At 36.7% G+C, this 21,917-nt stretch carries 24 protein-coding genes and 3 pseudogenes; 19 read left to right on the top strand and 8 right to left on the bottom strand.

The window, feature by feature from the left end:
* The first annotated feature begins 114 nt into the window (after window positions 1-114).
* Genes ACT53H_RS08590 through ACT53H_RS08575 form a run of 4 tightly spaced genes read left to right on the top strand, consistent with a single transcriptional unit; the run spans window position 115 to window position 4,967 of the window.
* A complete protein-coding gene (locus ACT53H_RS08590; protein WP_252613489.1) occupies window positions 115-903 on the top strand; it encodes a hypothetical protein in 789 nt (262 codons plus the stop codon).
* Window positions 900-2,486 (top strand): GH3 family acyl-acid amido synthetase, encoded by a 1,587-nt coding sequence (locus tag ACT53H_RS08585; RefSeq protein WP_476009052.1) that lies wholly within the window; start codon window positions 900-902, stop codon window positions 2,484-2,486. Before ACT53H_RS08590 ends, ACT53H_RS08585 begins: the two co-directional genes overlap by 4 nt.
* The gene (locus tag ACT53H_RS08580) at window positions 2,483-3,811 is read left to right on the top strand and encodes a TolC family protein (RefSeq protein ID WP_476009051.1); all 1,329 of its coding nucleotides are present in this window, start codon (window positions 2,483-2,485) and stop codon (window positions 3,809-3,811) included. The genes ACT53H_RS08585 and ACT53H_RS08580 overlap by 4 nt, the downstream gene beginning before the upstream one ends.
* Window positions 3,804-4,967 carry a hypothetical protein gene (locus ACT53H_RS08575; protein WP_476009050.1) on the top strand — a complete coding sequence of 388 codons (1,164 nt, stop codon included), beginning with the start codon at window positions 3,804-3,806 and terminating at the stop codon, window positions 4,965-4,967. Before ACT53H_RS08580 ends, ACT53H_RS08575 begins: the two co-directional genes overlap by 8 nt.
* Window positions 4,968-5,167: 200 nt before the next feature.
* Here ACT53H_RS08575 and ACT53H_RS08570 read toward each other — a convergent pair whose 3' ends face one another.
* Together ACT53H_RS08570 and ACT53H_RS08565 are read right to left on the bottom strand one after the other, a co-directional pair.
* Window positions 5,168-5,608, bottom strand: a complete 441-nt coding sequence (locus ACT53H_RS08570; protein ID WP_476009049.1) for an HD domain-containing protein — start codon at window positions 5,606-5,608, stop codon at window positions 5,168-5,170.
* Window positions 5,609-5,775: 167 nt separating this feature from the next.
* A complete protein-coding gene (locus ACT53H_RS08565; RefSeq protein ID WP_476009048.1) occupies window positions 5,776-6,252 on the bottom strand; it encodes a hypothetical protein in 477 nt (158 codons plus the stop codon).
* A gap of 1,388 nt (window positions 6,253-7,640) precedes the next feature.
* Here ACT53H_RS08565 and ACT53H_RS08560 point away from each other — a divergent pair.
* The 8 genes from ACT53H_RS08560 to ACT53H_RS08525 all read left to right on the top strand — a co-directional run bounded on the left by ACT53H_RS08560 (window position 7,641) and on the right by ACT53H_RS08525 (window position 11,146).
* Window positions 7,641-8,189 carry a TetR/AcrR family transcriptional regulator gene (locus tag ACT53H_RS08560; protein ID WP_476009047.1) on the top strand — a complete coding sequence of 183 codons (549 nt, stop codon included), beginning with the start codon at window positions 7,641-7,643 and terminating at the stop codon, window positions 8,187-8,189.
* 206 nt (window positions 8,190-8,395) lie between these two features.
* Window positions 8,396-8,746 (top strand): helix-turn-helix domain-containing protein, encoded by a 351-nt coding sequence (locus ACT53H_RS08555; protein ID WP_031224770.1) that lies wholly within the window; start codon window positions 8,396-8,398, stop codon window positions 8,744-8,746.
* 3 nt (window positions 8,747-8,749) lie between these two features.
* The gene (locus tag ACT53H_RS08550; RefSeq protein ID WP_119684991.1) at window positions 8,750-9,286 is read left to right on the top strand and encodes an ImmA/IrrE family metallo-endopeptidase; all 537 of its coding nucleotides are present in this window, start codon (window positions 8,750-8,752) and stop codon (window positions 9,284-9,286) included.
* A gap of 155 nt (window positions 9,287-9,441) precedes the next feature.
* Window positions 9,442-9,594, top strand: coding sequence for a hypothetical protein (locus ACT53H_RS08545; protein ID WP_162897223.1), 153 nt, complete (start codon window positions 9,442-9,444; stop codon window positions 9,592-9,594).
* 68 nt (window positions 9,595-9,662) lie between these two features.
* Entirely contained in the window at window positions 9,663-10,166 is a 504-nt protein-coding gene (locus ACT53H_RS08540) for a hypothetical protein (RefSeq protein ID WP_119684992.1), read from the top strand.
* Window positions 10,167-10,413: 247 nt separating this feature from the next.
* Complete coding sequence (locus tag ACT53H_RS08535; protein WP_274568767.1) at window positions 10,414-10,668, top strand: hypothetical protein; 255 nt, start codon at window positions 10,414-10,416, stop codon at window positions 10,666-10,668.
* Window positions 10,668-10,916: a hypothetical protein gene (locus ACT53H_RS08530; RefSeq protein WP_476009046.1), complete on the top strand. Its 249-nt coding sequence runs from the start codon at window positions 10,668-10,670 to the stop codon at window positions 10,914-10,916. The genes ACT53H_RS08535 and ACT53H_RS08530 overlap by 1 nt, the downstream gene beginning before the upstream one ends.
* Before the next feature lie 14 nt (window positions 10,917-10,930).
* Window positions 10,931-11,146: a hypothetical protein gene (locus ACT53H_RS08525; RefSeq protein WP_274568766.1), complete on the top strand. Its 216-nt coding sequence runs from the start codon at window positions 10,931-10,933 to the stop codon at window positions 11,144-11,146.
* A 170-nt stretch (window positions 11,147-11,316) separates the two neighbouring features.
* Here ACT53H_RS08525 and ACT53H_RS08520 read toward each other — a convergent pair whose 3' ends face one another.
* The 3 genes from ACT53H_RS08520 to ACT53H_RS08510 are packed head-to-tail and all read right to left on the bottom strand — an operon-like array spanning window position 11,317 to window position 12,971.
* The gene (locus ACT53H_RS08520) at window positions 11,317-11,805 is read right to left on the bottom strand and encodes a hypothetical protein (RefSeq protein ID WP_476009045.1); all 489 of its coding nucleotides are present in this window, start codon (window positions 11,803-11,805) and stop codon (window positions 11,317-11,319) included.
* Entirely contained in the window at window positions 11,802-12,416 is a 615-nt protein-coding gene (locus tag ACT53H_RS08515; RefSeq protein WP_069140490.1) for a hypothetical protein, read from the bottom strand. The genes ACT53H_RS08520 and ACT53H_RS08515 overlap by 4 nt, the downstream gene beginning before the upstream one ends.
* Before the next feature lie 9 nt (window positions 12,417-12,425).
* Window positions 12,426-12,971 (bottom strand): PAAR domain-containing protein, encoded by a 546-nt coding sequence (locus ACT53H_RS08510; protein ID WP_476009044.1) that lies wholly within the window; start codon window positions 12,969-12,971, stop codon window positions 12,426-12,428.
* Window positions 12,972-13,163: 192 nt separating this feature from the next.
* On the opposite strand from ACT53H_RS08510, the gene ACT53H_RS08505 reads away from it, so the two are divergent.
* Together ACT53H_RS08505 and ACT53H_RS08500 are read left to right on the top strand one after the other, a co-directional pair.
* On the top strand, window positions 13,164-13,682 hold the full coding sequence (locus ACT53H_RS08505) for a GNAT family N-acetyltransferase (protein WP_476009043.1): 519 nt from the start codon (window positions 13,164-13,166) through the stop codon (window positions 13,680-13,682).
* A pseudogene (locus ACT53H_RS08500) lies at window positions 13,663-13,734 on the top strand (TetR/AcrR family transcriptional regulator); the annotation flags it as partial. The gene ACT53H_RS08505 and the pseudogene ACT53H_RS08500, both read left to right, overlap by 20 nt.
* A 106-nt stretch (window positions 13,735-13,840) precedes the next feature.
* Here the strand turns inward: ACT53H_RS08500 and ACT53H_RS08495 are convergent.
* From ACT53H_RS08495 to adeT1, 3 genes and pseudogenes are all read right to left on the bottom strand, one after another.
* Window positions 13,841-14,482, bottom strand: coding sequence for a hypothetical protein (locus ACT53H_RS08495; protein WP_476009042.1), 642 nt, complete (start codon window positions 14,480-14,482; stop codon window positions 13,841-13,843).
* An 84-nt stretch (window positions 14,483-14,566) separates the two neighbouring features.
* Window positions 14,567-14,680 (bottom strand): annotated as a pseudogene (locus ACT53H_RS08490) (alpha/beta hydrolase family protein); the annotation flags it as partial.
* A 162-nt stretch (window positions 14,681-14,842) separates the two neighbouring features.
* A complete protein-coding gene (adeT1, locus tag ACT53H_RS08485; protein ID WP_476009041.1) occupies window positions 14,843-15,838 on the bottom strand; it encodes a putative multidrug efflux protein AdeT1 in 996 nt (331 codons plus the stop codon).
* 495 nt (window positions 15,839-16,333) lie between these two features.
* On the opposite strand from adeT1, the gene ACT53H_RS08480 reads away from it, so the two are divergent.
* From ACT53H_RS08480 to ACT53H_RS08460, 5 genes and pseudogenes are all read left to right on the top strand, one after another.
* Entirely contained in the window at window positions 16,334-18,106 is a 1,773-nt protein-coding gene (locus ACT53H_RS08480; protein WP_476009040.1) for an amidohydrolase, read from the top strand.
* 71 nt (window positions 18,107-18,177) lie between these two features.
* Window positions 18,178-18,348: pseudogene (locus tag ACT53H_RS08475) on the top strand (helix-turn-helix domain-containing protein); the annotation flags it as partial.
* Window positions 18,349-18,527: 179 nt separating this feature from the next.
* Complete coding sequence (locus ACT53H_RS08470) at window positions 18,528-19,427, top strand: AraC family transcriptional regulator (RefSeq protein ID WP_476009039.1); 900 nt, start codon at window positions 18,528-18,530, stop codon at window positions 19,425-19,427.
* Window positions 19,428-19,580: 153 nt separating this feature from the next.
* A complete protein-coding gene (locus ACT53H_RS08465) occupies window positions 19,581-20,495 on the top strand; it encodes an alpha/beta hydrolase (protein ID WP_476009038.1) in 915 nt (304 codons plus the stop codon).
* Between the two features lie 175 nt (window positions 20,496-20,670).
* The gene (locus tag ACT53H_RS08460) at window positions 20,671-21,819 is read left to right on the top strand and encodes an NADH-dependent flavin oxidoreductase (RefSeq protein ID WP_476009037.1); all 1,149 of its coding nucleotides are present in this window, start codon (window positions 20,671-20,673) and stop codon (window positions 21,817-21,819) included.
* Window positions 21,820-21,917 lie beyond the last annotated feature (98 nt).

Here is a 21,917-nt window from a genome sequence, read left to right as displayed (position 1 = left end):
AAAGAACATTGAGATGAGTTTTCTAAAATCGGTTGATGAGATCGGGGAACTCGCAAATTAAAGGTGGAAGGTTAAAGGATTATGATTAATACAACGTATAAACTAATTTCAAAATTGAACCTGAAAAACACGACTTATGGTCAATATTTTGAAAAAGAGCAAATCGATACTGAGCGATTAAAAGTGATGTATTCCATTTACGAACAGTATTATGAAAATACGAGATTTTCTATTTTCGTAGATGATTTCCAAAATAAAAGTGGTGCAATCTTAATTTTTGATTCACAAACAAATGAGATTGTGGGCTTCTCTACCGTTGTAGTGCAGCATTTCTACTTAAACGGTAAGGACTACACCGTATTATTTAGTGGTGATACGGTCATTTTGAAGAAGTTTTGGGGTACGCGTAGTTTACAAAGTACCATGCTCAAACTCATGATCAAGTTAAGAGTGAAATATCCATTTAACGAACTCTATTGGCTCCTGATTTCTAAAGGCTATAAGACCTACCTCTTACTCGCCAATAACTACTATGTGTATTACCCAAATATTAAAGATGAAAACCAGCATCTCTCAGAAGTCGTCGAACACTACTGTGAGAAATTTTTTGGCGAATATTATGACAAAGATGCAGGCCTGTTAAATTTTGGAGATGACTATCAACCTTTAAAAGGTGAGGTCGCACCAATTACTGCCGAAATGAGAGAAAAGAATCCAAATATTCATTTCTTTGAGCAGTTAAATCCGACATGGAAAGCAGGCACAGAACTACCGTGTATTGGTCGATTAGGCTGGAAAGATATTGCTCGTTTCCCAGTGAAGCTCATTACTAAACCTACAAGTAAGGGAAAATTTGAAGCCTGTGTAACGTCTAAAGCAAAACGTAGAGAGGCCATCCAATGAAATCTAATGAATGGCTGACGCTTGGCTCGCACCTGATTTTAAAAAAATGGTGTGATGCATCTGACCGTAATTTCCAAAAACAGTTTAACGCTTTAGAAGCGACACAACGTCAAATCCTGCATTCGATTCTACAGACCTCTACGTTTGCGAAAGATAAAAAAGTTCAAAACTATGAGCAGTTTGTAAAATCATTTCCTGCAACACGTTATGGCGCATGGCGAGAAGACATTCAACGCTACCGTGAACAAAAGCTTTCACTGTCTAGCAGTAAACTGGTTCGTTTCCAGCCGACCAGTGGTTCGAGTGAACAAATTAAGTTTATTCCATACACCAAGTTGTTTTTAGATGAACTTGATCATGCGATTGCGCCGTGGATGGCGAGTTTATATCGTAAATGTCCACAGCTCAGTTCGGGTACACATTATTGGTCGGTGTCGTGGTTGCCTGAAAGCCAGCGTGAAGTCTTAAAAGATAAAAACCTAAATGATGATAGTGCGCTACTCGGTGTCGGTAAGCGAATTTTGTCTAAGTTTACCCAAGCGGTTCCAAGTAATGTTGCCTTTGCCGCCAATGCGGACGATGCACTGTTTGCCACCATTTGTTATTTGGTCGCAAACCGTAACTTAGCCATGATTTCGGTGTGGAGTCCAACTTTTGCGCTGCAATTGCTGGAACGTTTGGAGTTGCTACAACAAGATGTGATTGAGGTTTTACAAAGTGGTTTATGGGGCAACCGTCAGGCTTCATTAAAAGAAGTCACTGCACCGCATAGCCCTGAAAGTGCTCAAGCCTTAATTGATAGTTCAAACGGCGAACAAATCGACTTTAAAAAGCTCTGGCCAAAGTTAAGCTTAGTGTCGAGTTGGGATACCGCAGGTTCAAAAGCTTGGGCTGAAAAATTACAAGAGAAGTTACCCAGTGTGCAGTTTGAAGGCAAAGGTTTATGGGCGACCGAAGGTGTCGTTACGATTCCCTATAACGACCAATACCCGCTGGCGTATCAAAGTCACTTCTATGAATTTGAATATTTAGAGGGTGAGAAACAAGGGCAAATCATTCCGTCGTGGCAGCTTAAACAAGGCGATGTGGTCAGCCCACTGATTACTTCGGGTAATGGCTTACTTCGCTACTGTCTGGATGATTGCTTAAGAGTGACTGGCTTTATAGAGCAAATTCCATGTTTTGAGTTCCAAGGCCGCCGTTTTGGGGTCGATCTGGTCGGTGAAAAACTCGCACCTGAAACTGCTCATCAGTTATTGTCGCAGTTAAATGAAACTGAATCGAAAGCGATTTCTTTACTCGCGATTGATACGCAGCAACAGGTTAAACCATTTTATTGCGTGCTTTTTGAAGGTGACATCCATCACAGCATTAACAATGAATATATCGACAGTATTTTGCGTCAAAACTTCCATTACGAACTTGCTCGAAACTTAGGACAGCTTGATCAACCTCAGATTCGCCAAGCCAATAATGGTTGGAATGCCTACAAAAAACTGGTCATGTTTGATGGCATTATCGAAGGCAATATCAAACCTGAGCCACTTAAAAAAGTCACCCTCAATAGTTTGGAACAACTATGAAAGGGATGAAGCCATTTAACACTCGTTTTTTAACACTTCGACACGCCTTGTATTTAGGCGTGTTGGTTGTGTCGAATGTACAAGCCATGACTTTAGATGAGGCTTTGTCTGCCAGTTTAAGACATGAAAGTCAGCTTGAAGTCAGCCGTTTAAGCGTAAACCAATCCTCCGCAATGCTTGAGCAAGCCAAGCAACGTGATGGACTCAAAGTCAATTTAGTCGGGCAACTGGACTATGAAAGAATAGATACGCCTTCACACGTTTTGTTTCCAACCGAAGGAAACCGTAAAGGTCGAAGTTTACAATTGCAGGCAGATTATCCGATCTATACGTCTGGACGACATCGTTTAGGAATTGATGTTGCCGAAAGTCAGCTCTCTGCACAAAACCAAGGTTTGTCAGATCAGAGATCGGAAACCATTTTAAACACCGTGATGGTTTATACCGACGTATTAAAAAAGAAAGCCATTTTAGAACTTAGACAGAAGACTATGGCAAATCTACAACGGTCTTTATATGAGTCAAAGCGCCGTTTTGACGTGGGCATGATTACCCGTGCGGACTTGGCTCAGGTTTTGGCGCAAGTCGCACAAGGACAAGCCGATATTACACAGGCCCAATCTAATTTAACCGTAAGCGAAGCACAGTTTTATCAAGTGACAGGTGTAACGCCTGACAACCTTGTTGCGATTAAACAACTACCTGCTATTCCTGCTAACCTAGATGAAATTTTGGCGCAAACTAAGAACCATCCGGCTCTAATGCGTAGCAAATACGAAAAGCAGGCTGCCGAGAAACAATATGCTTTAACTAAACGCGAACTCTGGCCAACGGTCATGCTCACCAGCCGTGCCGGAAAACAAGATGAAGCAAGCTATATTGGTTCGGAAAGTAATAACTATATGGTTGGGGTGCAGCTCAATGTACCGCTCTATGACGATGGTTTAAATCGCGCCAATGTTAAAAAAGCACAGGCCGATATAGATTTGGCTAACCAAAAAACGCGAAGTCTTGAACTCGATTTGAATAAGCGTACACGTACGACCTATGCGCAGCTTCAAACCATTCGACAAAATAAAGAAGCATTGGCAAATGCCATAGAGGCTGCGTCTATTGCCTTTGTCTACACGCGTAAAGAGTTTGATGTTGGCACAAAAACCACGTTTGATTTGCTCAATACCGAGCAAAAGTTACTCGATGCAGAAACTCAGAAAACCGTGAATGACCAAGACGAAGTGGTGTTTGTCTATCAGCTACTCGACCAAATGGGGCGTTTAAATAACTTAGTTCCTGTACAGACCGTACAACAGGTGAATAATGAATAAAACAAATCCACCGCTTACTGATAATACGCTTATTACCCGTGAAGCAACTTTGGCAGATGATCAGGCTTTAAGAGATTTAATCGCCGTGCCGATGACCACCAAAGGTATACAAATTAGCTTTCAGCGTGAACCGAGTTATTTTAGGGCGTCCGACATTGTCTATCGGCATAAACTGCACGTCGTGATTGAAGACACCGAGAGTCAAAAGAAGGTGGCTTGTTATAGCAACGGATACCGTCCGTGTTATGTCGATCGAACCGTTCAAAATTTAAGATATGCGGGAGATTTACGGGTAGATCACAGCTATCGTGGTAAATCACTGGTAAAGGTTTTAGGCAAGCATGTAAAAGATACGATGCACGCACCTAACTTTAGCCAAATGATTATTTTTGATGATAACCATGCCGCGCGCGCTGCCATTCAAACTGGTAAAACGGGAATGCCTGATTATTATGACGAAGGACTCATCGAGACATTAAGCCTCACCGACACTGGCGCAAAACGAAAAATCACGGCTTTTTTAAAACAGACTTCTCAGCAGAGTGACATTCAAGAGATTCGTACATGTGTTGCTGAAGCTCAGCATGTAGAAGCCATGAACCAATTTATTAGCGACATGGCAGAGTTTTATAACTTTATTCCCGCCTATAACTTTGAAGAACTGGCCCAAGGTCATCGGTATTTTTCAGGAATAAAACTCTCAGACTTTTCACTTTATTTTAAGGGTGAAAAACTGGTGGGTATGTTTGGTTTATGGGATCAGCACAGTATTAAGCAAACTAAAATTTTGCATTACAGCTCAGCCATTGGTGTGCTTAGACCCATTTACAACTTGTTGACTCCAATCACTAAAGGTATGCGTTTGCCTAAACTCGGAGACTCTATTCAGTACCATGTGCTACATACCCTCATGTGCCATCCCGAAGATTTAGCTTTGCACCACAAAATGCTTGAAGATGCCTATAGCAAGTCAAAACAGCAGGGTGTTGGTGTAGTGAGCTTTACGCTTTCCCATAAAGACCCGCGCTATCAGTTAAACCAGTTTTATAAAGGCGAACGTTTAACAGGAATGCATGGTTTTATTAGTTATGAAGGCGATCCACGACCTCATTTTGATAAAAACTTGATTCCATATTTAGAGGTCGGACGTATTTAACCTTGAGATAGGTTCGCCGTAGATAATAAATGAGCAAAAATTTGCTCAATTCTTAGGTAAGTTAAATAGGATTGAGCAAATATATGCGCAAAATGGTCAATGTCAGCTAGAGCAAGAGACTTTTCTGATGGTAACTTTGATTACGTTACAAAATCAAGATAAAACATTTTGGATTTAATAAACCTAGCGAATTTGACCCTTTAGCCCAACCTATCTTGCGCCGTTGAAACAATTAACATGGTTTGAAGATAATAATCTACACGTGAGTGATTATTGTCCTTATGTGAGTTATGCGCATTAAATGCTGCATCATGAAGTTTCACGATTCGAGCGACCGGATTCGAACTACAACGAATTAAATATTCTTCGCGTGTTTCACTTTCCCGTTTAGTTAATGCATCAACGGCATCGCGGACTTCTTTTCCAAACAAACTTTCGATTTTGTCTAGCGTAAGAGGGGTGTCTTCAACGCTATCGTGTAGAAGGGCTGTAATAATATAAACTTCTGAAAATTGATGCTCAATTAATGAATTGACCACACCTTTAATATGATAATCAAAGTAATCATGAGAACCATACTTTTGACCTTGATGAGATTCTTTTGATAATTTCTCTGCTAGTTCAATTTGATTTTGAGTCATTTTTTGCTCTTATCACTTTAAGTATATGACGCGGCCTAATGGGTGAGATGGCGCGATTAAATTCAAGTTTATACTGAATACTCAAATGAGGCATATATAAAAAGCAGCCTCGAAATGAGACTGCCCATTTTTAAGTGAACGATGAATCGGGGTATTCTTCATAAGCTTTAAATATTTGATAAAGTGAATGAGCTATTACCGCCAGTTAAAGCGACGTTCGTACCATTGATTAATAGAACAGGTTTATTTCCACCAATATTGGTTACGGCTAAGCTACCAAACCACCAGTTGTTATGTCCAACATAGTGACCTTGAGCGAGATATACGGGAATGGAAGCCGACGAAGTTTGCAAATTAACGCCAAAGTAGAAGTTAAGCTTGCTAGGGGTGTCGCCACTACTTTGACTATCAGCAAACATGTGACTACCTTTTTGTAATAGTTCAACATAACTATCAGCAACCTGCGAAGAGCCGCTACGGTTACAGTCTAAAGTGATAGTCCAAACATTTCCTTTCTTAGTAATGGATGGTGGCGGATCACAGGTTTCACCGTCTGTATATACAACTGAACCATCAATATATGTGATATTGGTTAATAGCCTAGTATCATCGGTAATAACAACAGTGTTGGATGAAGTTGACATGATTAAATCCTCTTAAATTATGTTTTATCCAATCGCTTTATTTTATTGTTTATAAAAGTAATCGCGCTGGATGATTTGTCTGGTATTTTAAATACCATTGGTTATAAAGCGTTTAAAGTATGATTTATTTATATGTCTTGGGTTTATATTTTCCTCTTTATTAAAATACCATTTGAGTTGAATTATTGATATTGTATTTATTAAAAATTAAATTGTTTTTGATACAAATTATATTTTACTGGCATTTTTTAACTATATTGTTTATAGGTGTGTAAATAGTTTTATTTTTTAAAAATAAAGATAACTCTTAATTGAAATGCGTTATTAGTGCTAATTAAAGCACTAGATAAAATAGAAATATTGTTTGTGTTTTGCTATAAGTAATTGAAATGGTTGATATAAATACTGTATTTTAGTTTAATTAAATTTAAGAATCTTATTATTAAGTTATATTAATTTTTTAATTGAGAGCTAGTTTTATTTTAGTTTTATTAGTTTGTCTTTATAATAAATATTAATTACTAAAAATAATGGATATTTTATATGGAATAATTATTCTGATATAAATATTTATAAATATTAGTGCCATAATAATAAAACTATTTAATATCTTAAAATTTTATCAATTATGTCATGAAGAAGTCAGAGTTGATTATTGGTTGCTTAAAGAGAGCAGATTGTTTCTTAATTTTTTCCATAGATTCATAAAGGGAGTTATTTAATATTTAAGCCATACTAGACGTTCAGTTTTAATGATTTTGAATTTTAACTTAATGATATAAAAGTAGATGGTAAATATTACTTAAGAATTTTCTTAATTATCTAATTAAATGAAAAATAATAACTATTTAAATAATTTCTAGCCAATTTCACATTGACACCTCAAATATTGAAGATTACCATTTGCGGGCTGGCCTACATCGCCAGTCGGTTTTAGCAGACCGTATTAGACCGCATCAGGATTATTTCTTCTGAGGAATAGTTTTGTGTGAGCATCTCCTCGTTCCCTCCCGTTGCGGTAGGACGGGAGAGGGACACCCTCGGGTGTGCTGGAGTCTAACCAGTCTGCTAACCCTCTTTCGTTCTGCCACCATAATTCTAATGTCTTGGCAGAACTCCATATATAAGGAGTTGGCTTTGCACATTCATCATTTCTTGGCACCTATTGCCAAAAGCTATAACGACACAGCTTAAAACATTTAACGCAGCTTGATCGCCGTAAGGCTTTTCAGGCTTTAGCTCGTTATTACTTAAAACTTAGACAATTAAAACTTGAGATGTGCTGGGCACAGTCTTTACGGCTTTGCTATACCTTTTTTTCTCTCCCAAAAAGGCAGCGGTTCTTATATCTCATTTATATACAACAATAATTTTATAACGGTAAAAATATGCCACATTTAGTTCTCCCAACACGTGCATTACAAGTCGTAAATAAATCAATCGAGCTATTTCATCACAACGGGTTTCATCTGGTCGGCATCGACAGAATTGTTAAAGAGTCTGAAATTCCCAAAGCGACTTTTTATAACTACTTTCACTCTAAAGAACGCTTTATTGAAATTTGCCTAATAGTGCAAAAAGAACGCTTAAAAGAAAAAGTGATTTCAGTGGTCGAATATGACCATGACTCAAATGCAATCGATAAACTCAAAAAGCTCTATCTTTTACATGCAGACCTAGACGGGCTGTATTACTTATTATTTAAAGCCATTTTTGAAACAAAACTGACCTATCCAAAAGCCTACCAAACCGCCGTGCGATATAGAACATGGCTCACCAATGAAATTTATAGCCAGCTTAGAGCACTTAATACCGATGCTTCCTTTACCGATGCCAAACTATTTATATATATGATCGAAGGTGCTGTTATTCAGCGTTTAAGTTTGGGTGAGCTTGATGAGAGAGTGGTTGAGGTGTTTTTAAGGGGGATGGGGTGAGGCGTAAAGTAAATGTTTCTATTTACATTAAAGCGATTTAAACAGCCCTAAATAAGTATTGGGTATACTATATTCAGAACCTATAGAATTAAAAATAAATTAACCAATAGGTTGATTTGTTTTTTAAATTGATTTATCTTTATCTAAATACTGTAAAAGTATTCACTCTTTCAATTAAGGAAGAGTAGCGCAATAGGGTTATGAAAATGTCTAAACTAACAGAATTTGGAAAAGCGATTAGGAAGCTTCGGATTGATTACGATAGCAACCTGAACGAACTTGCTACTTCTATTGGTGTTAGTTCAGCTTTCTTATCAGCTGTTGAAACAGGAAAAAAGCCAGTAAGTGCTGAATTAATTACAAAAATTACAAATGCTTTAGGACTAAGTAATGATGAAGAGAAATTGCTAACCCATGCTGCTAGCCAGAGTGTTGATAACGTTGTAATCAGAACACAAGATGCTGAAGAGGCAGAAATTGCTTTGATGTTTGCTAGACGTATTCAAACACAGTCAGTTGATTTAGCTGAATTACGGAAAATTTTAGAGGAGAATTAATGGATGGCATTTGCCTATTCAAAGCCTAGAGGGGTTAAAGTCCCTCCACTGAACAAACAGAGCATTAAACATAAAGCTCGGATTATTCGTGACAAGTTGTTTAAGTTGGACCCAAGTGAATCAATAGATTTAAGTAGGATACTTGAACATAAATTGCACCTTTTAGGTGTAACTTACGAAGTCTGGGAAATTGAAGAAATGCCTGATGTTGAAGCTTTGACTAATCCAGATGCAATGACAATTATTCTTCGAACAGATACTTATGAGGCTTTATGTAATCCTAAAGACCCTAAGTTCCGTAGAGCTAGATTTACTGTAGCTCATGAAATTGGTCACCTATTTCTTCATGAGGGATTTGCCTTAGCTCGTGGAGCCAATCGACACCAGCATTATGAAGATTCTGAATGGCAAGCAGATACTTTTGCCGCAGAACTTTTAATGCCATCCGAGGAGTGTTTAGGCCTAACTATTGAAGAGATACAGGCTAAATTTCTTGTAGGGTACAAAGCAGCAAAATATAAATTTGAATCTTTAAAATGAAAAAACCGATATGAAAGTTAGCTCTCATATCAGTTTCGGATAGTACAACCTAAGGGCTATTCGGCTTCTTAGATGAACTACATAAAGCGTAGGAACTTCATTGTAGATCATTTAAGCAAGCTTTTCAAATCTCCTTAGGTGGGGAGGTGAGCTATGTGCTTAAGAAGTTAGGTACTCAAAAACCGCCGAAAGGCAAAAAGTGGGTGTTCTGCCGTTATCGTCGTGTGCGAGGTAATTCAGGCCGAATTTTAGATGCTCACAAGTACGGCTATCATGCGTGGGCTTTCTTGGTTCCATGTGCGGCTTAAATGATCTGGTGCATAGGCATTCTTTATGTCTATGCATTTCTAAAACAAACAATGGAGATATATTTGTTATGAATGAAAAAAATAATGATAAAAAAAGTAGTCGAGAGCTTTTTTTGTTTACTGCCGAAGGGCGTAAAGCTGTAATGGAATATATGCGTAATCTTACTCCTCAAGTATTAGTCGGCTCGGCTTGGGTTGTATTCGCAGTACGTTCAATGCAATTATCTTTTTCTTGGGAAACACTAATTTTTTGGGGTGTAACTTGTGGAATGGTTGTTTTGTTTTTCTATATAGTTATAAGTAATATGACTGATTTTATTAACAAAATTACCGAACACATGGAGAAGAAAGTCAAAGGTATAGAGGGATTTCAACCCTGCGAAAACCCTTATAATTTTCAAATATGGATTCGGCACTTAGGGAAAACATTAAAATTAGTTTATGAGAATGAAAAAATATTATTTGTTGAATTCTTCCTTGCTATATTTTTCTTAATAACGCCAACAATAATAGTTTTTTTAATAGCTGCAAAACAGGCAGATGATCTTTATAGATCACTAATAGGGGGATAATAAAATGAGCAAAAATCTAATTAATCATAAGCGGTGTCCAGATTGTGGTTCACCGATAAAGGGGCATTACTATTATTGCGGACGTTGTGGTAATAATGATGTAGTAAACTGGAAAATTACAGGATATTTTTGGCTAGTAGTAGGCTCTATTTTTCTAATAGCAATGTATTTGGTGACTAAAAATTTCTGTAGTCATCCTTTTTTCACACAAGTTGATTTTTGCAAATATTTTTAAAGGGATAGCACTATGTTTGATAATTTTAAAAATAGATACTCACGTCGATTGAAAGCACGAAACCAAGAAGGAGATTTAATAGAATTTCAATTTTTCTCACAATATAAACCAGAAGAGCATGCTCAAAAAATTGAAGATATTTGGACTTATGATTTGATTCGTCTAGAGGGTTATCCTCAACCAATAAGGTTTTTATGGGGCAATCAGTCATTTCATCATCCCGTATCAAAAAAAGAATACTCAATAATCTATGGAGAAGAAAATTAATGAAAGTTAAAGAATTAATAGGAAAATTACAGGAATTTGATCCTGAACTAAAAGTTCTAATTGCAAATGAAGAAGAAGAGATTATCGGGACAAATAAACTAGTTCAATTTTTTGATATTCATAATATCAGTCCATTCAATGCTGAAACTCATCGTAATGAGAATGGAGAAATTGATTTCAAATTTACGGGAATGGCAACTAAAACATCCCAAGAATTTATAAGTATTGATGTGACATCTCAATTTTAGAGTTAGAAATTCTTATGTATACAAATTATTGGATTAGTAACGGTTTTATCTATGGTCCTGAGTACTCAGGAAGATTTTGGATTGAAAATGGTTTTATTTATGGACCTAAAAACTCAGGGAAATTTTGGATTCAGGATAATTTTATATATGGGCCAAAAGATAGTGGAAAATTTTGGATAAGTGAAGGGTATATTTACGGACCGAAAGGAAATGTACCTTGGATAGACTAAATACATCAATAAGCTCTATATTGAGATCTGTTCGCAAAATTTCAGGTATTATAGGCACTATCCCAAGCTCATTCCATGCCTTTTTCTATTGATCACACTCGTTTTAAATGAATCAATTTTGGTTAAAGCACTAAAAAGCCCTGAACATTCAGGGCTTTTATAACAATGATCTATTCACATACTTCTACAAAGTTTCGAGCAGTCTTATCTTTGCTATCGCGTAGCTTAATAATTTTTTGTCTTTCACCGTATAGGCTGTGAACATCATTTAAGGTTTCATCCTTAAGTTGTCTTTTGTATGGACCTTCAACTTTATTTACGTAGTTTTCCATGAATACCATCATCCAACATATTGTGTTGAGGTCACCATAGTCATAACCGTTTTTATCTAAGCCTTGAATCCAGTCTGGGTATTCTTCATTTAAAAGACTCCGTGCCGTTTCTAACTTAACATAGGAATTATTAAACAAAGAGTTTTTTAAAGCAGGCTCGTTGTTCACATTCTTATTCGCTTCAATGATCAATCTATAATTGTCAGTAGCATAATTTTTCAGATCTACTTTCACATAGTTATCAATGTCTTCTTTATCTGTCGAAGCCTTACAAGAAGTCAGGAATAAGCAGGAAAGTAGCAATATTGGTATTAATGTAATTTTCATAGTGAGAAGCGGTTATTAGGTGGAGAGTAGTGGTATTTCTGAATATATAATGAAACAGTGGCTTGATCGTAAGTACGTCCAAAGACATTTTTGTACATATATTCGTTAATACCATATGGTCCATTGTTGGTATACGTAGCTAAAGCATTAGCGGCAAGAACAGGCTTACTCGCATTAGATAATGCCAAATCTATTATTTCTCCAAAGTTTTGTTTTGCAATTGCCATACGAGCTTTAAAAGTATCTTTTGCAAGCTCTGTAATCATCTCAGCACCTTTATTCCTAGAGTGCTTTTGAGCATAAAGGGTGAACTTCAAATACATCATGGTATGGAATGAATAGCGTTCTAACACTTCATCTGAAAATTGACGTAAATCAAATTCAAGACCAAAACGGATTGCTAGATCATGCTCAAATGGATAATGCTGTTTTACCCAATCCCATTGTGCCTGATTCATCATGAAAGTGTAGGGTACTGTTGTATGATAGTTTAGGATTTTAACAATGCTATTACATAAGAGAGGATCTAGTAATTCATCCGCATGACAGACTTTAACTTCGTTATCCAAAGAGGGAATTAATGTCGGTGAAAATACTTTATCTTGTGCCATTATCAATCCTTAAAGCGGGGGGAGCGGTTTAGAAGCATCAATCGTCTGAAACTCCACCTCATCAGGTGTAGCAGCATTGATAACATGAGTTTTACCTTCTTTATCAGTCCAACCAGTTTCTACCTTTCCATCCTTCTTATAAATAATTGAATAAGGAATATCGCTAAAGACCTTTTGTGTCTTCTCGTCCTTTAACTGAAACTGAATTCCATATTCTTTAGGTTTATCTTCTACAAAGCTATCTCGAGCAGCCGTATTCGTAGTAGCTGCACTTTGAGACGAACCACCGCCATTATCCTGAACAACTAAATTTTGTTGAGGCAATAATTTGCAACCGCATGAAAGTGAATCATTTACACGCGCGGCAGCTTTACCAAAAATTTGCATGTATGGATCGCCAGATACAATAGTTGCAATGACTTTATGAGTTGGGCAGGTTGCTTTATCACCTACACATGCAACGGCAATACCGTCAACTAGAAACATACTGTTCCCAGAAATTACTTGACCACCACCTGAAGTTGGGCAGCCTATTGTTATATATGGTGTTGCCAAAACTATTCCTTCTTATTTTCGTGAAGTGGGGGAATGATAGCAAAGAGGGGTAGACAGTGCTGTATAGTTTTATTTAAGCAACTTCATGATGATAGTTGGTAAAAAGGAAGTCATTTTTATATATAATTCCTTCGCAAATAATTATTTAATTAATATCTAAGAAAAAGCTTTATTTAACTTTGAGAAAAAAATATGAAAGATATTGAAATTTTAGAAATAAAAGAAATTGGCGATTATGAAGAAGGCCTATCACTATTGTTGGAAGATTCTATCAATAGCGGAGCTTCAATAGGTTTCTTAGCTCTCATAGAAAAGAACGAAGTCGTAAATTATTGGCATGAGGTTAACCATAAATTACCACAAGGTAATAGCCGTCTATGGATTGCCATACGAGAAGGAAAAATTGTAGGTAGTGTTCAATTATCTTTGGTGAGTAAAAAGAACGGAGTTCATAGAGCCGAAGTTGAAAAACTCATGGTGCTTACCTCTGCAAGAAAACAAGGAATAGCCACGTTACTAATGAATGAGCTAGAAAAGTTTTCAAGAGAAAAAGGTCTGCGCTTACTTGTCTTAGATACGCGTGAAGGTGATGTGTCCGAACTTTTGTATAGTAAAATTGGATTTGTTCATGTGGGAGTAATTCCAAGTTTTGCATTAAGTTCTAATGGGAACTACGACGGCACAGCTATTTATTATAAAAAGCTTGTTTGAAACTAGAAATAACTATCCAAATGCATATACAACTACAGTGAAATATAGAACATAGCTTACTAACGAAATAATAGCTAGCTTAGAGTAACTTAAGTCAGATGCTTCTATTTACGTTAAAGCACTTTAAAAAAAAGCCCCGAGGAATCAGGGTTTTTTAATTAATTACCTACTTCAACTTCGTAAATAGTTTTAAACGAAGTCTTTAGTTTTTCATCTTGAGTTCCATCAATGTACTTTTGCATTTTCTCTTTGTACTCTGGGTGTCCGCCTTTGTACTTGGCTAGTAAATAGGTAAATTCACCTTGCTTATAATCAGGATCTGCCTTGTTTTCTGGTTTATCTAGCTGTGCTTTTAAAATGAATGCTGCATCATCAAAGCATTGGGTAATCAAATGCTTATCTTTCTGCTGGATATTTAATATATGGCATTTTGCGATATATAGTGCAGGATTTTCAGGCTTTCTTGCTATTTGTTTATCAGTTAAAGCTAAGGCTTCATCGTACATCTGTGCAGCTAAGTACACATTCATTTGAAGCATTTCTCTTTTGCCCTGGTCTTCCATTGCATTAATTTCAGGCAATAGTTCCTTCATACGTTTTTTTAAAACTTCTGGACTTTCAAGAGAATACTTTTGAACATAATCATTGTGTTTATCTAAAATTTGCTGATCCTTAGCAGACAGCTTTTTAGGTGCCTGAGTTTCATTTTTTACTTCGGTTTGTTTCGTGCTTTCAGAGGCGTTGCTGCAGCCGCTTAGAAGTGCTGAACCAATAATAAATAGTGCTAATTGCTGTTTCATTTTTTACGTCTTGTCGCAGATGTGATTGTAAATTCATGATTGGTATAGGATGGATTTGGTACGACTTGTCCTCCATCTATCCATCTTGGTATAAATATAAGGAAGAATAGATACACGAAAAAAGGCATAGAAGCCAATCACTAAAATTAAAGGAAGAATATAGTAAAGCGCTATATTCTTTTTCTGCTTAGAAAGCATATAAAACTCTATTGTAGTTATTTATGATTGCGAGTGATTTTCTAACTATTGAAATTGGAAATCAATATATGAATTTCTTAATTAAATAAAGACGAATATTTCTATAACATCCGTGTCGAAAAATTGGTTTAGGTTAATGATGAAAGAAGAAGTTTGCTTAATTTATTCATCATTTAACGCACATTCAAAATTACTAGGGTTTTCTTTACATCTCACTTTTTTCAAAAAATTCATCATTTTAGGGTCATAAATGCCTGCCTTGGTTAGCTGTATGCGTGCCTCGCGCATCATTTTCATATAATTTAATTGTTCATTTTTAGGAATATCCATCCAATATTTTGAAGGAATATCACTTTCATATTTAGCAATAATGCCAAACGTTCTATTTAATTGGCTGGCTACCCAAGTCCGCGACTTTTGTCCAAAACCTGCTGGAAACTGATCTTTACGAATAATGAAGTTTGCTGAAATTTGAGTCAAAGGAAAACGAATGATTGCTCCTTTCTCACCTAAACCTTTGTGTAGTTCAAATGGTTTAAATGCAACAATTGGAGCAGGGACAATATCAATTTCATGGTTATTAAACTTCGCACCAGCATTGGTGACATCTACAGATACAGCCTGACCTCCGACATGTTGCACAAGCTTTGGCTGCGCTTCATCATATTTAAATACCCCAATTTTTTTACCAGCAGCTTTAGCGAGCGTATTGATACTTCTATCATTTACAAATAAATATGCAGGGCCAATTGTACCTAAACCTGCAATTTCGTAAGGACCTACCACCATGTTTTTTGCTGCCATTGGTGAAGACAACAGCTTATAGGCATTAATTGCCGTTTTCATATTTGTTAATGCGCCAACTGCATCTAACGATCCTGTATATTTATTAAACTGACGGCCACGTAAGCCACTAATAATTGCTCCGTCACATTTGCCGACTTTTAAGTCTTCAGCCGCAACACGCTCATCAACATATGCTTTTAAAGATATATCAGCTCCCCAATTTTTGGCTTCAAGTGCATAGTCTTTGGCTAAAGCGAAAGCATCTCCCGATTTACCAATGGGGTCAAAAACACAGACTTCTTGTTGTTTGGCATAAAGAGTTGTTGTTAAACATGTGCTTGTAATAAATAAAATAATCTTAAAACGATCCATATTTAATTATCCATTATTTAAATTATAAAAATTATTTTATAAATCTTGGTTAGATTAGATATGGCATTTCAATAAAAATTTTAAGGGAAAAAGTCAAAAAGCAGCTTTGGGTAAGGAAGTCATTTAAGTATTTTTTAGAATGTTTTTTGTCCGATTTGCGGACAAAAATCTCATAAATCGGTATTTTCTCTATTCTTTTTATATCCTTAAATAAACTTAAAAATTAGTTTATCCATTCCACAATGGAGATTAATTTATGGAAAGCTTAAAAACAAAAATTGCAATTATGGACTCAAGGCTAACGAGCTTACCCAACAGTGAATTAGAGATTTTTGCGAGTAGTGCAAAGCATCGCAATAAACTATCTAAGTATATCAAGAGTAACAAAACTGTAGTCAATGGATAGACCTCAGTACTCAAAGACTTGATACAAACAGATCAACAAGAAGATTAGAAAACGATTATTAGAATTTAAATGATTTTTTGGAGTTAACAATGAGATTTAAAAAAGGATTTTTAGCACTTAGCCTAGGTTTACTCTTTATAAACTTAGGATGTTCAAACAATGATAGTGATGACAATAATGCTGCTGCAAGTATTTATATTAATGGAAAAATTTATACAGCTAAAGATAAAGACTCCCTTCAACAAGCTATCGCAATTGCCCATGATGGAACCATTTTAAAAGTAGGCAGTAACGAAGAAATCAAAAAAATTGCAGATAACAATACGCAAATTATTGACCTTGAAAATAAAGTTCTAATGCCAGGTTTAATCGATAGCCATATTCATGCCTTGGCTTCTGGTGTGGAGGCGATATTAGCCACCATGGACAGCGGTGATACCACCATAGATATTTCTAAAGTCGAAGCAAAACTTAAACAAGCCAGTCTCGACGGTACGGGAGTTGCTGGAGATGTTTTATTTTTAAATGGTTTGTCGTCAGAATATTGGGAATTGGCCGATCAACTCTCAAATGTATTTAATAATAATGAATGGAAAGATCGCCCTGTTGCTTTAGTGGGTAGTGACCATCATACCGCATGGGCAAACCAAGCACTTCTAAAGAAAGCGGGTATAGATGCAAACTTCATTCAGCAATTAAGCCCAGATGACCAGCAAAATGTTGCACACAATGAAAACTTTGAACCAACTGGATTTGTGATTGATTCTGGCTGGGATATGGTAAGTGATAAAATACCATCTGTATCACATGATCTGCTTTATAAAGGTTCTAAAGAGGCAGTTAAATACTATAACAGTTTGGGTCTCACCGCGTGGATGGATATCGCTGCAAACGCCAGTCCAAATAAAGGAATTACTAATATTAAAAATACAGAGGAAACCCTAGGGATGATTCCAATGTATAAAGAATTATCTCAGAAAGGAGAGTTAACAGCACGAGTTTCTGGGTTACATGTCATTAACTCAAAAAGTACGCCTCAAGTTTTTAACATCATTGAGTCAATCAATAGCAAATATAAAAACATAGATAACTTTAATTTAGTCGGTGTGAAAGTCTTTGCAGATGGCGTATTAGAGATTCCAGCGCAATCGGCTGCATTACTTGGTCGGTACTCTAATAGTAACAAGCAAGGGACTTTGTTATTTGACCCAAATACTTTTAAGTTGGTTGTTGATGAAGCAGATAAGCGAAATATGATTGTTCATATTCACGCTGTTGGAGATAGAGCTGTACAGGAATCTTTAAACGCCTTTGAGTATGCTCGCTCAAAGCGTCAGAGCAACGTCCCTCATAGCATTACCCATCTACAACTCGTTGACCCTAAAGACTATAAGCGCTTTAAACAAAACGATGTGATTGCTTCGATGCAATTGGCGTGGGCCTATGAAGACAGTTTTAATAAAGAATTGGTAAAACCTTATATCGATGCAACTTCTTATAAGGGAATGTATCCTGCACATTCGTTGTTAATTAACGGCGCAACCATTGCTGGCGCAAGTGATGCTCCAGTTTCAACAGCCAATCCTTTTGTTGCCATGGCGACTGCAATTACCAGAAAAGGAAGTGAAGGCGAAGTTTTAAACCCAGCAGAAGCCATTGATCGAGATACCGTCTTTAAGGCCTATACGATTAATTCAGCGAAAGCGCTTTATTTAGATAAAAGCATCGGCACGCTCGAACCGGGCAAAAAAGCCGATATGATTTTAGTAGATAGAGACATTTTTAATGTTTCACCTGAACAGTTGGCCGAAACAAAAGTGGTGTGGACCATTTTTAATGGGAAGAAAGTTTATCAAAAGTAATCTGGCTGTTTAGGCTTTAAGGTGAGCTGAAGAAAAATCAGCTTACTCGCTGGATCGTTTTATACAGAAGTTACGTTACTTTGGTGGGTATAAGCCGTAGGACTTTAGCTAACATTGAGCAAGATAAAGGTAAACTAACTTAGACTGTGTTAGATAAGGTATTTCAGCCACTGGGTTTAAAAGCGGGTCTTGTCCCTACACATGAGCATATTGTTGGGAAAATTATAAAGCCAAGCGAGTAAGTAAATAACTTTGTGAGTATTCAGAAGGGTAAGCTTTGAATATCAAAACTAGCTCATTAATGAAAAAGTCTATCAACAGCTTGGGGTATAGCGGTAGTCATAAAGATTTTAACATTGACTAATCATTAGAGAGATCTATAGTTTTAAACAATAGTTGGGATAATTGGGTTTGAAATAAGATGACTTTAATAAATGATCTAAGCCCAGTCATAGAGAAGACCAAAGCCTTAGCTCGTAAAGTTGATGGGTTGATTCAAAATGAAGATTTTCAAACAGAGATCTCAGGTTTTTCCCTACATAGACGGACGAACAAACAGTCCATACATTGCATTTATGATTTAGGTCTTGGGGTCATTTTACAAGGAGAAAAGCAAGTTCTTATTGGAAATGAGATTTTTAGTTATAGCCGTGGCCAAACCATGTTAACGACCATTGATTTGCCAGCAGTAAGTCGAGTAACACAGGCATCATATTCAGAACCTTTTCTTGGAATGATGCTTAAATTAGATATTGGAATGATCACAGAAATAGCGGGGAGCATGGGGAACATTCATGTTACTTCAAATATTCCATCTTTTTCGATTGAGGAAATGGATATAGGACTGATTGAGGCTTTAGATCGTTTAGTCGATTTAGTAGAAGACCCTTCAATGATTTCTCAAATAGCTCCACTTATAAAACATGAAATTATTGTTCGATTATTATTAGGTAAACATGGTGACTACCTAAGAAACCTAATAAAAATAAGTGTGAGTGAAAAGAATATTTTTAAAGTCATTTCATGGTTAAGAAATAATTTTCTAAATGATGTCAGTGTTGATGAAATAGCTGATCAAGCAAACATGACACCGGCAACGTTTAGGAACCATTTTCGAGAAATCACGAGAATGACGCCGCTACAATATCAAAAGCAGTTAAGGTTACAGGAGGCTCGCAAGTTGATGTTAATGCAATCTATTGAGATAAGAAGAGTTGCTGAGTCAGTTGGTTACGAAAGTCAGTCTCAGTTCACAAGAGAATATGTACGTTTATTTGGGATCACGCCACAAAAAGATCTAAAAGAAAATACTACCAAGTAAAGAGTAGGGTCTAAAAAACCATATTTTGATAATTAAAGCTCGAAATAGGCAAACAATATTTAAAATTAGGCAAATTGAATAAACAACTTCACCGTAGACTGAATTCATCAAGCAAGTGTACTTATTTATTACCGATATTGATGAGGTGAAAAGATGGAATCAGTAAAAATAAAAAATACCTATTGGGATATTGCTGCCGATTTGTATTTCCCACCAGATTTTGATTCAACAAAAAAATATCCAGCAATTATTAGTGCACACCCAATTGGAAGCTGTAAAGAACAAACTTCTGGCAATGTATATGGTCAAGCATTGGCAAAAGCTGGATTTATAGTCATTGCTTTTGATGCAAGTTTCCAAGGTGAGAGCGGCGGTGAACCACGCTATATTGAAGATCCAACATTACGTGTTGCAGATTTTAGTGTGGTGGTCGATTATCTGGTGACTTTGAATTATGTTGATGAAAATCGCATTGGGGTACTTGGTATTTGCGGTGGTGGCGGCTACTCGATTAATGCTGCAATGACTGAAAGACGTATTAAAGCGGTCGGTACAATTACTGGTGCGAACTACGGTCGCGTTATGCGTGAAGCAAGCGCAGGTAATCCAATTGCATTTTTAGAAGCAATCGCGGCCCAAAGAACAGCAGAAGCTCGCGGTGCAGAACTTCGTGTAGATCAAGGTTTATATCCTACTGTCGAAGCTGCAAAAGCAGACAACGCTGATATTGATCCATTGGAAGCGACTGAATATTACCGTACAGCGCGTGGTGAAAAACCAAATGGTGTAAATAAAACATTATTTTCTCGAAACGCTGTTGCTGTGGGTTGGGATGCGTTCCATTTAGCTGAACTGTTATTAACTCAACCCTTAATGATTATTGTCGGCAGTAAACCGGGTGGTTTCGGTGCGTATCGTGATGGTTTTGAAATTATTAACCGTGCAGCTTCCAAAAATAAAGAATTAGTTGTTGTCGATGGTTGGTCACATTACGACTTATATGACAAACCTGAACCAGTAAAAGTCGCTTTAGATAAGCTCATTCCTTTTTATCAAAACAATCTTTAATTTAATTAAAAAATCGGGGCAATAGTCCCGATTTTTTTACGCCGTTAATAGATTAAATATCGTTTAATTAATATGTATCTCAGCAGAATAGGCAAACAACTTTTCAGTTTAGGCAATTTGCATTAATCCTCTCAATTTATACTTTTTCTTAGAAAGTATTTTTACGAGATGAAACATGACAATGGAATATTCTAAATTATTTCAGTCTTTTGCTTTAACACCCGATATTGAGTTGCGTAACCGAATCATTATGGCGCCTATGACAACATGGTCAGCCAATCCTGATGGAACTGTATCAGAGCAAGAGTTGAACTACATCCGTCAGCGAGTGAACGGTATTGGTTTGGTCATTACAGGCTGTACCCATGTACAAGAAAATGGTATTGGCTTTACAAATGAATTTGCTGCATTTGATGATCGTTTTATACCGAGTCTAAAAAAATTAGCTCAAGCTGCAAAAAGCGGCGGAGCGCCAGCAATATTACAAATTTTTCATGCGGGCAATAAAGCGATACCTGATTTAATTCCAAATGCAGATGTGATCAGTGCCAGTGCATTAAACACACCTACAGGTTCCTTTGTCGATAGTCAGATGACGACCCGTGCTTTATCACATGAAGAAATTTTAGAGGCTATTCATGCTTTTGGTGAAACAACGCGTAGAGCGATAGAAGCTGGGTTTGATGGTATAGAACTACATGGAGCACATGGATTCTTAATTCAAAATTTCTTCTCGCCGTTGTTTAATCAACGTCAAGATGAATGGGGCGGTTCTTTAGAGAAGCGTATGCGTTTCCCGTTGGAAATCGTAAAAGAAGTAAAACGTGTAATTAAACAATATGCCAAAAGGCCATTTGCTTTGGGTTATCGCATCTCTGTTGAAGAATACGATGAAAATGGATTGCGAATTGGCGATAGTTTGCAGCTTATAGATTGTTTAATTGACTCAGCTATCGATTATTTGCATGTTTCATTAACTGATATTTTAAATAGCAAACCTGTCGATGGTGTTGATGAAAAACTGGCTATTCAACGTGTTATAGACCATGTGAATTATAGAATTCCATTCATCTCGGCTGGAAAAATTCGAACACCACATCAAGCGCTACAAGCATTAGCACTTGGGCTACCTTTAGTCGCAATTGGTAAAGCACTTGTAATGAATCCAGACTGGGTTGAATTGACCGCTAATGATCAGGCCGATCAGATTTCCACAGAATTAGAGCTTGAAAAGGACCCTGAATTACACATTCCAGATCATTTATGGCATGAAATCAAGATCAGAAAGGGTTGGTTCCCCATACGTCAACTAGAGCAGGTTTAATCCTGCTCTAAGTTTAAGTGTTATGGAATGGCTATAAACATACAGAAGATATTCTTTTATCAATATGGCTACTCAATAATTCTAATAGTTTGATTTTT

Source organism: Acinetobacter sp. DMC2, assembly GCF_056314305.1.
This window is presented reverse-complemented; position numbering and strand designations above follow the sequence as displayed.

Excerpts from the sequence above, each read along its gene's own strand:
- ACT53H_RS08585 (WP_476009052.1), top strand. The coding sequence starts at position 900 with ATGAAATCTAATGAATGGCTGACGCTTGGCTCGCACCTGATTTTAAAA.
- ACT53H_RS08580 (WP_476009051.1), top strand. The coding sequence starts at position 2,483 with ATGAAAGGGATGAAGCCATTTAACACTCGTTTTTTAACACTTCGACAC.
- ACT53H_RS08575 (WP_476009050.1), top strand. The coding sequence starts at position 3,804 with ATGAATAAAACAAATCCACCGCTTACTGATAATACGCTTATTACCCGT.
- ACT53H_RS08570 (WP_476009049.1), bottom strand. The coding sequence starts at position 5,608 with ATGACTCAAAATCAAATTGAACTAGCAGAGAAATTATCAAAAGAATCT.
- ACT53H_RS08565 (WP_476009048.1), bottom strand. The coding sequence starts at position 6,252 with ATGTCAACTTCATCCAACACTGTTGTTATTACCGATGATACTAGGCTA.
- ACT53H_RS08560 (WP_476009047.1), top strand. The coding sequence starts at position 7,641 with ATGCCACATTTAGTTCTCCCAACACGTGCATTACAAGTCGTAAATAAA.
- ACT53H_RS08555 (WP_031224770.1), top strand. The coding sequence starts at position 8,396 with ATGTCTAAACTAACAGAATTTGGAAAAGCGATTAGGAAGCTTCGGATT.
- ACT53H_RS08550 (WP_119684991.1), top strand. The coding sequence starts at position 8,750 with ATGGCATTTGCCTATTCAAAGCCTAGAGGGGTTAAAGTCCCTCCACTG.
- ACT53H_RS08540 (WP_119684992.1), top strand. The coding sequence starts at position 9,663 with ATGAATGAAAAAAATAATGATAAAAAAAGTAGTCGAGAGCTTTTTTTG.
- ACT53H_RS08535 (WP_274568767.1), top strand. The coding sequence starts at position 10,414 with ATGTTTGATAATTTTAAAAATAGATACTCACGTCGATTGAAAGCACGA.
- ACT53H_RS08530 (WP_476009046.1), top strand. The coding sequence starts at position 10,668 with ATGAAAGTTAAAGAATTAATAGGAAAATTACAGGAATTTGATCCTGAA.
- ACT53H_RS08525 (WP_274568766.1), top strand. The coding sequence starts at position 10,931 with ATGTATACAAATTATTGGATTAGTAACGGTTTTATCTATGGTCCTGAG.
- ACT53H_RS08520 (WP_476009045.1), bottom strand. The coding sequence starts at position 11,805 with ATGAAAATTACATTAATACCAATATTGCTACTTTCCTGCTTATTCCTG.
- ACT53H_RS08515 (WP_069140490.1), bottom strand. The coding sequence starts at position 12,416 with ATGGCACAAGATAAAGTATTTTCACCGACATTAATTCCCTCTTTGGAT.
- ACT53H_RS08505 (WP_476009043.1), top strand. The coding sequence starts at position 13,164 with ATGAAAGATATTGAAATTTTAGAAATAAAAGAAATTGGCGATTATGAA.
- ACT53H_RS08495 (WP_476009042.1), bottom strand. The coding sequence starts at position 14,482 with ATGAAACAGCAATTAGCACTATTTATTATTGGTTCAGCACTTCTAAGC.
- adeT1 (WP_476009041.1), bottom strand. The coding sequence starts at position 15,838 with ATGGATCGTTTTAAGATTATTTTATTTATTACAAGCACATGTTTAACA.
- ACT53H_RS08480 (WP_476009040.1), top strand. The coding sequence starts at position 16,334 with ATGAGATTTAAAAAAGGATTTTTAGCACTTAGCCTAGGTTTACTCTTT.
- ACT53H_RS08470 (WP_476009039.1), top strand. The coding sequence starts at position 18,528 with ATGACTTTAATAAATGATCTAAGCCCAGTCATAGAGAAGACCAAAGCC.
- ACT53H_RS08465 (WP_476009038.1), top strand. The coding sequence starts at position 19,581 with ATGGAATCAGTAAAAATAAAAAATACCTATTGGGATATTGCTGCCGAT.
- ACT53H_RS08460 (WP_476009037.1), top strand. The coding sequence starts at position 20,671 with ATGACAATGGAATATTCTAAATTATTTCAGTCTTTTGCTTTAACACCC.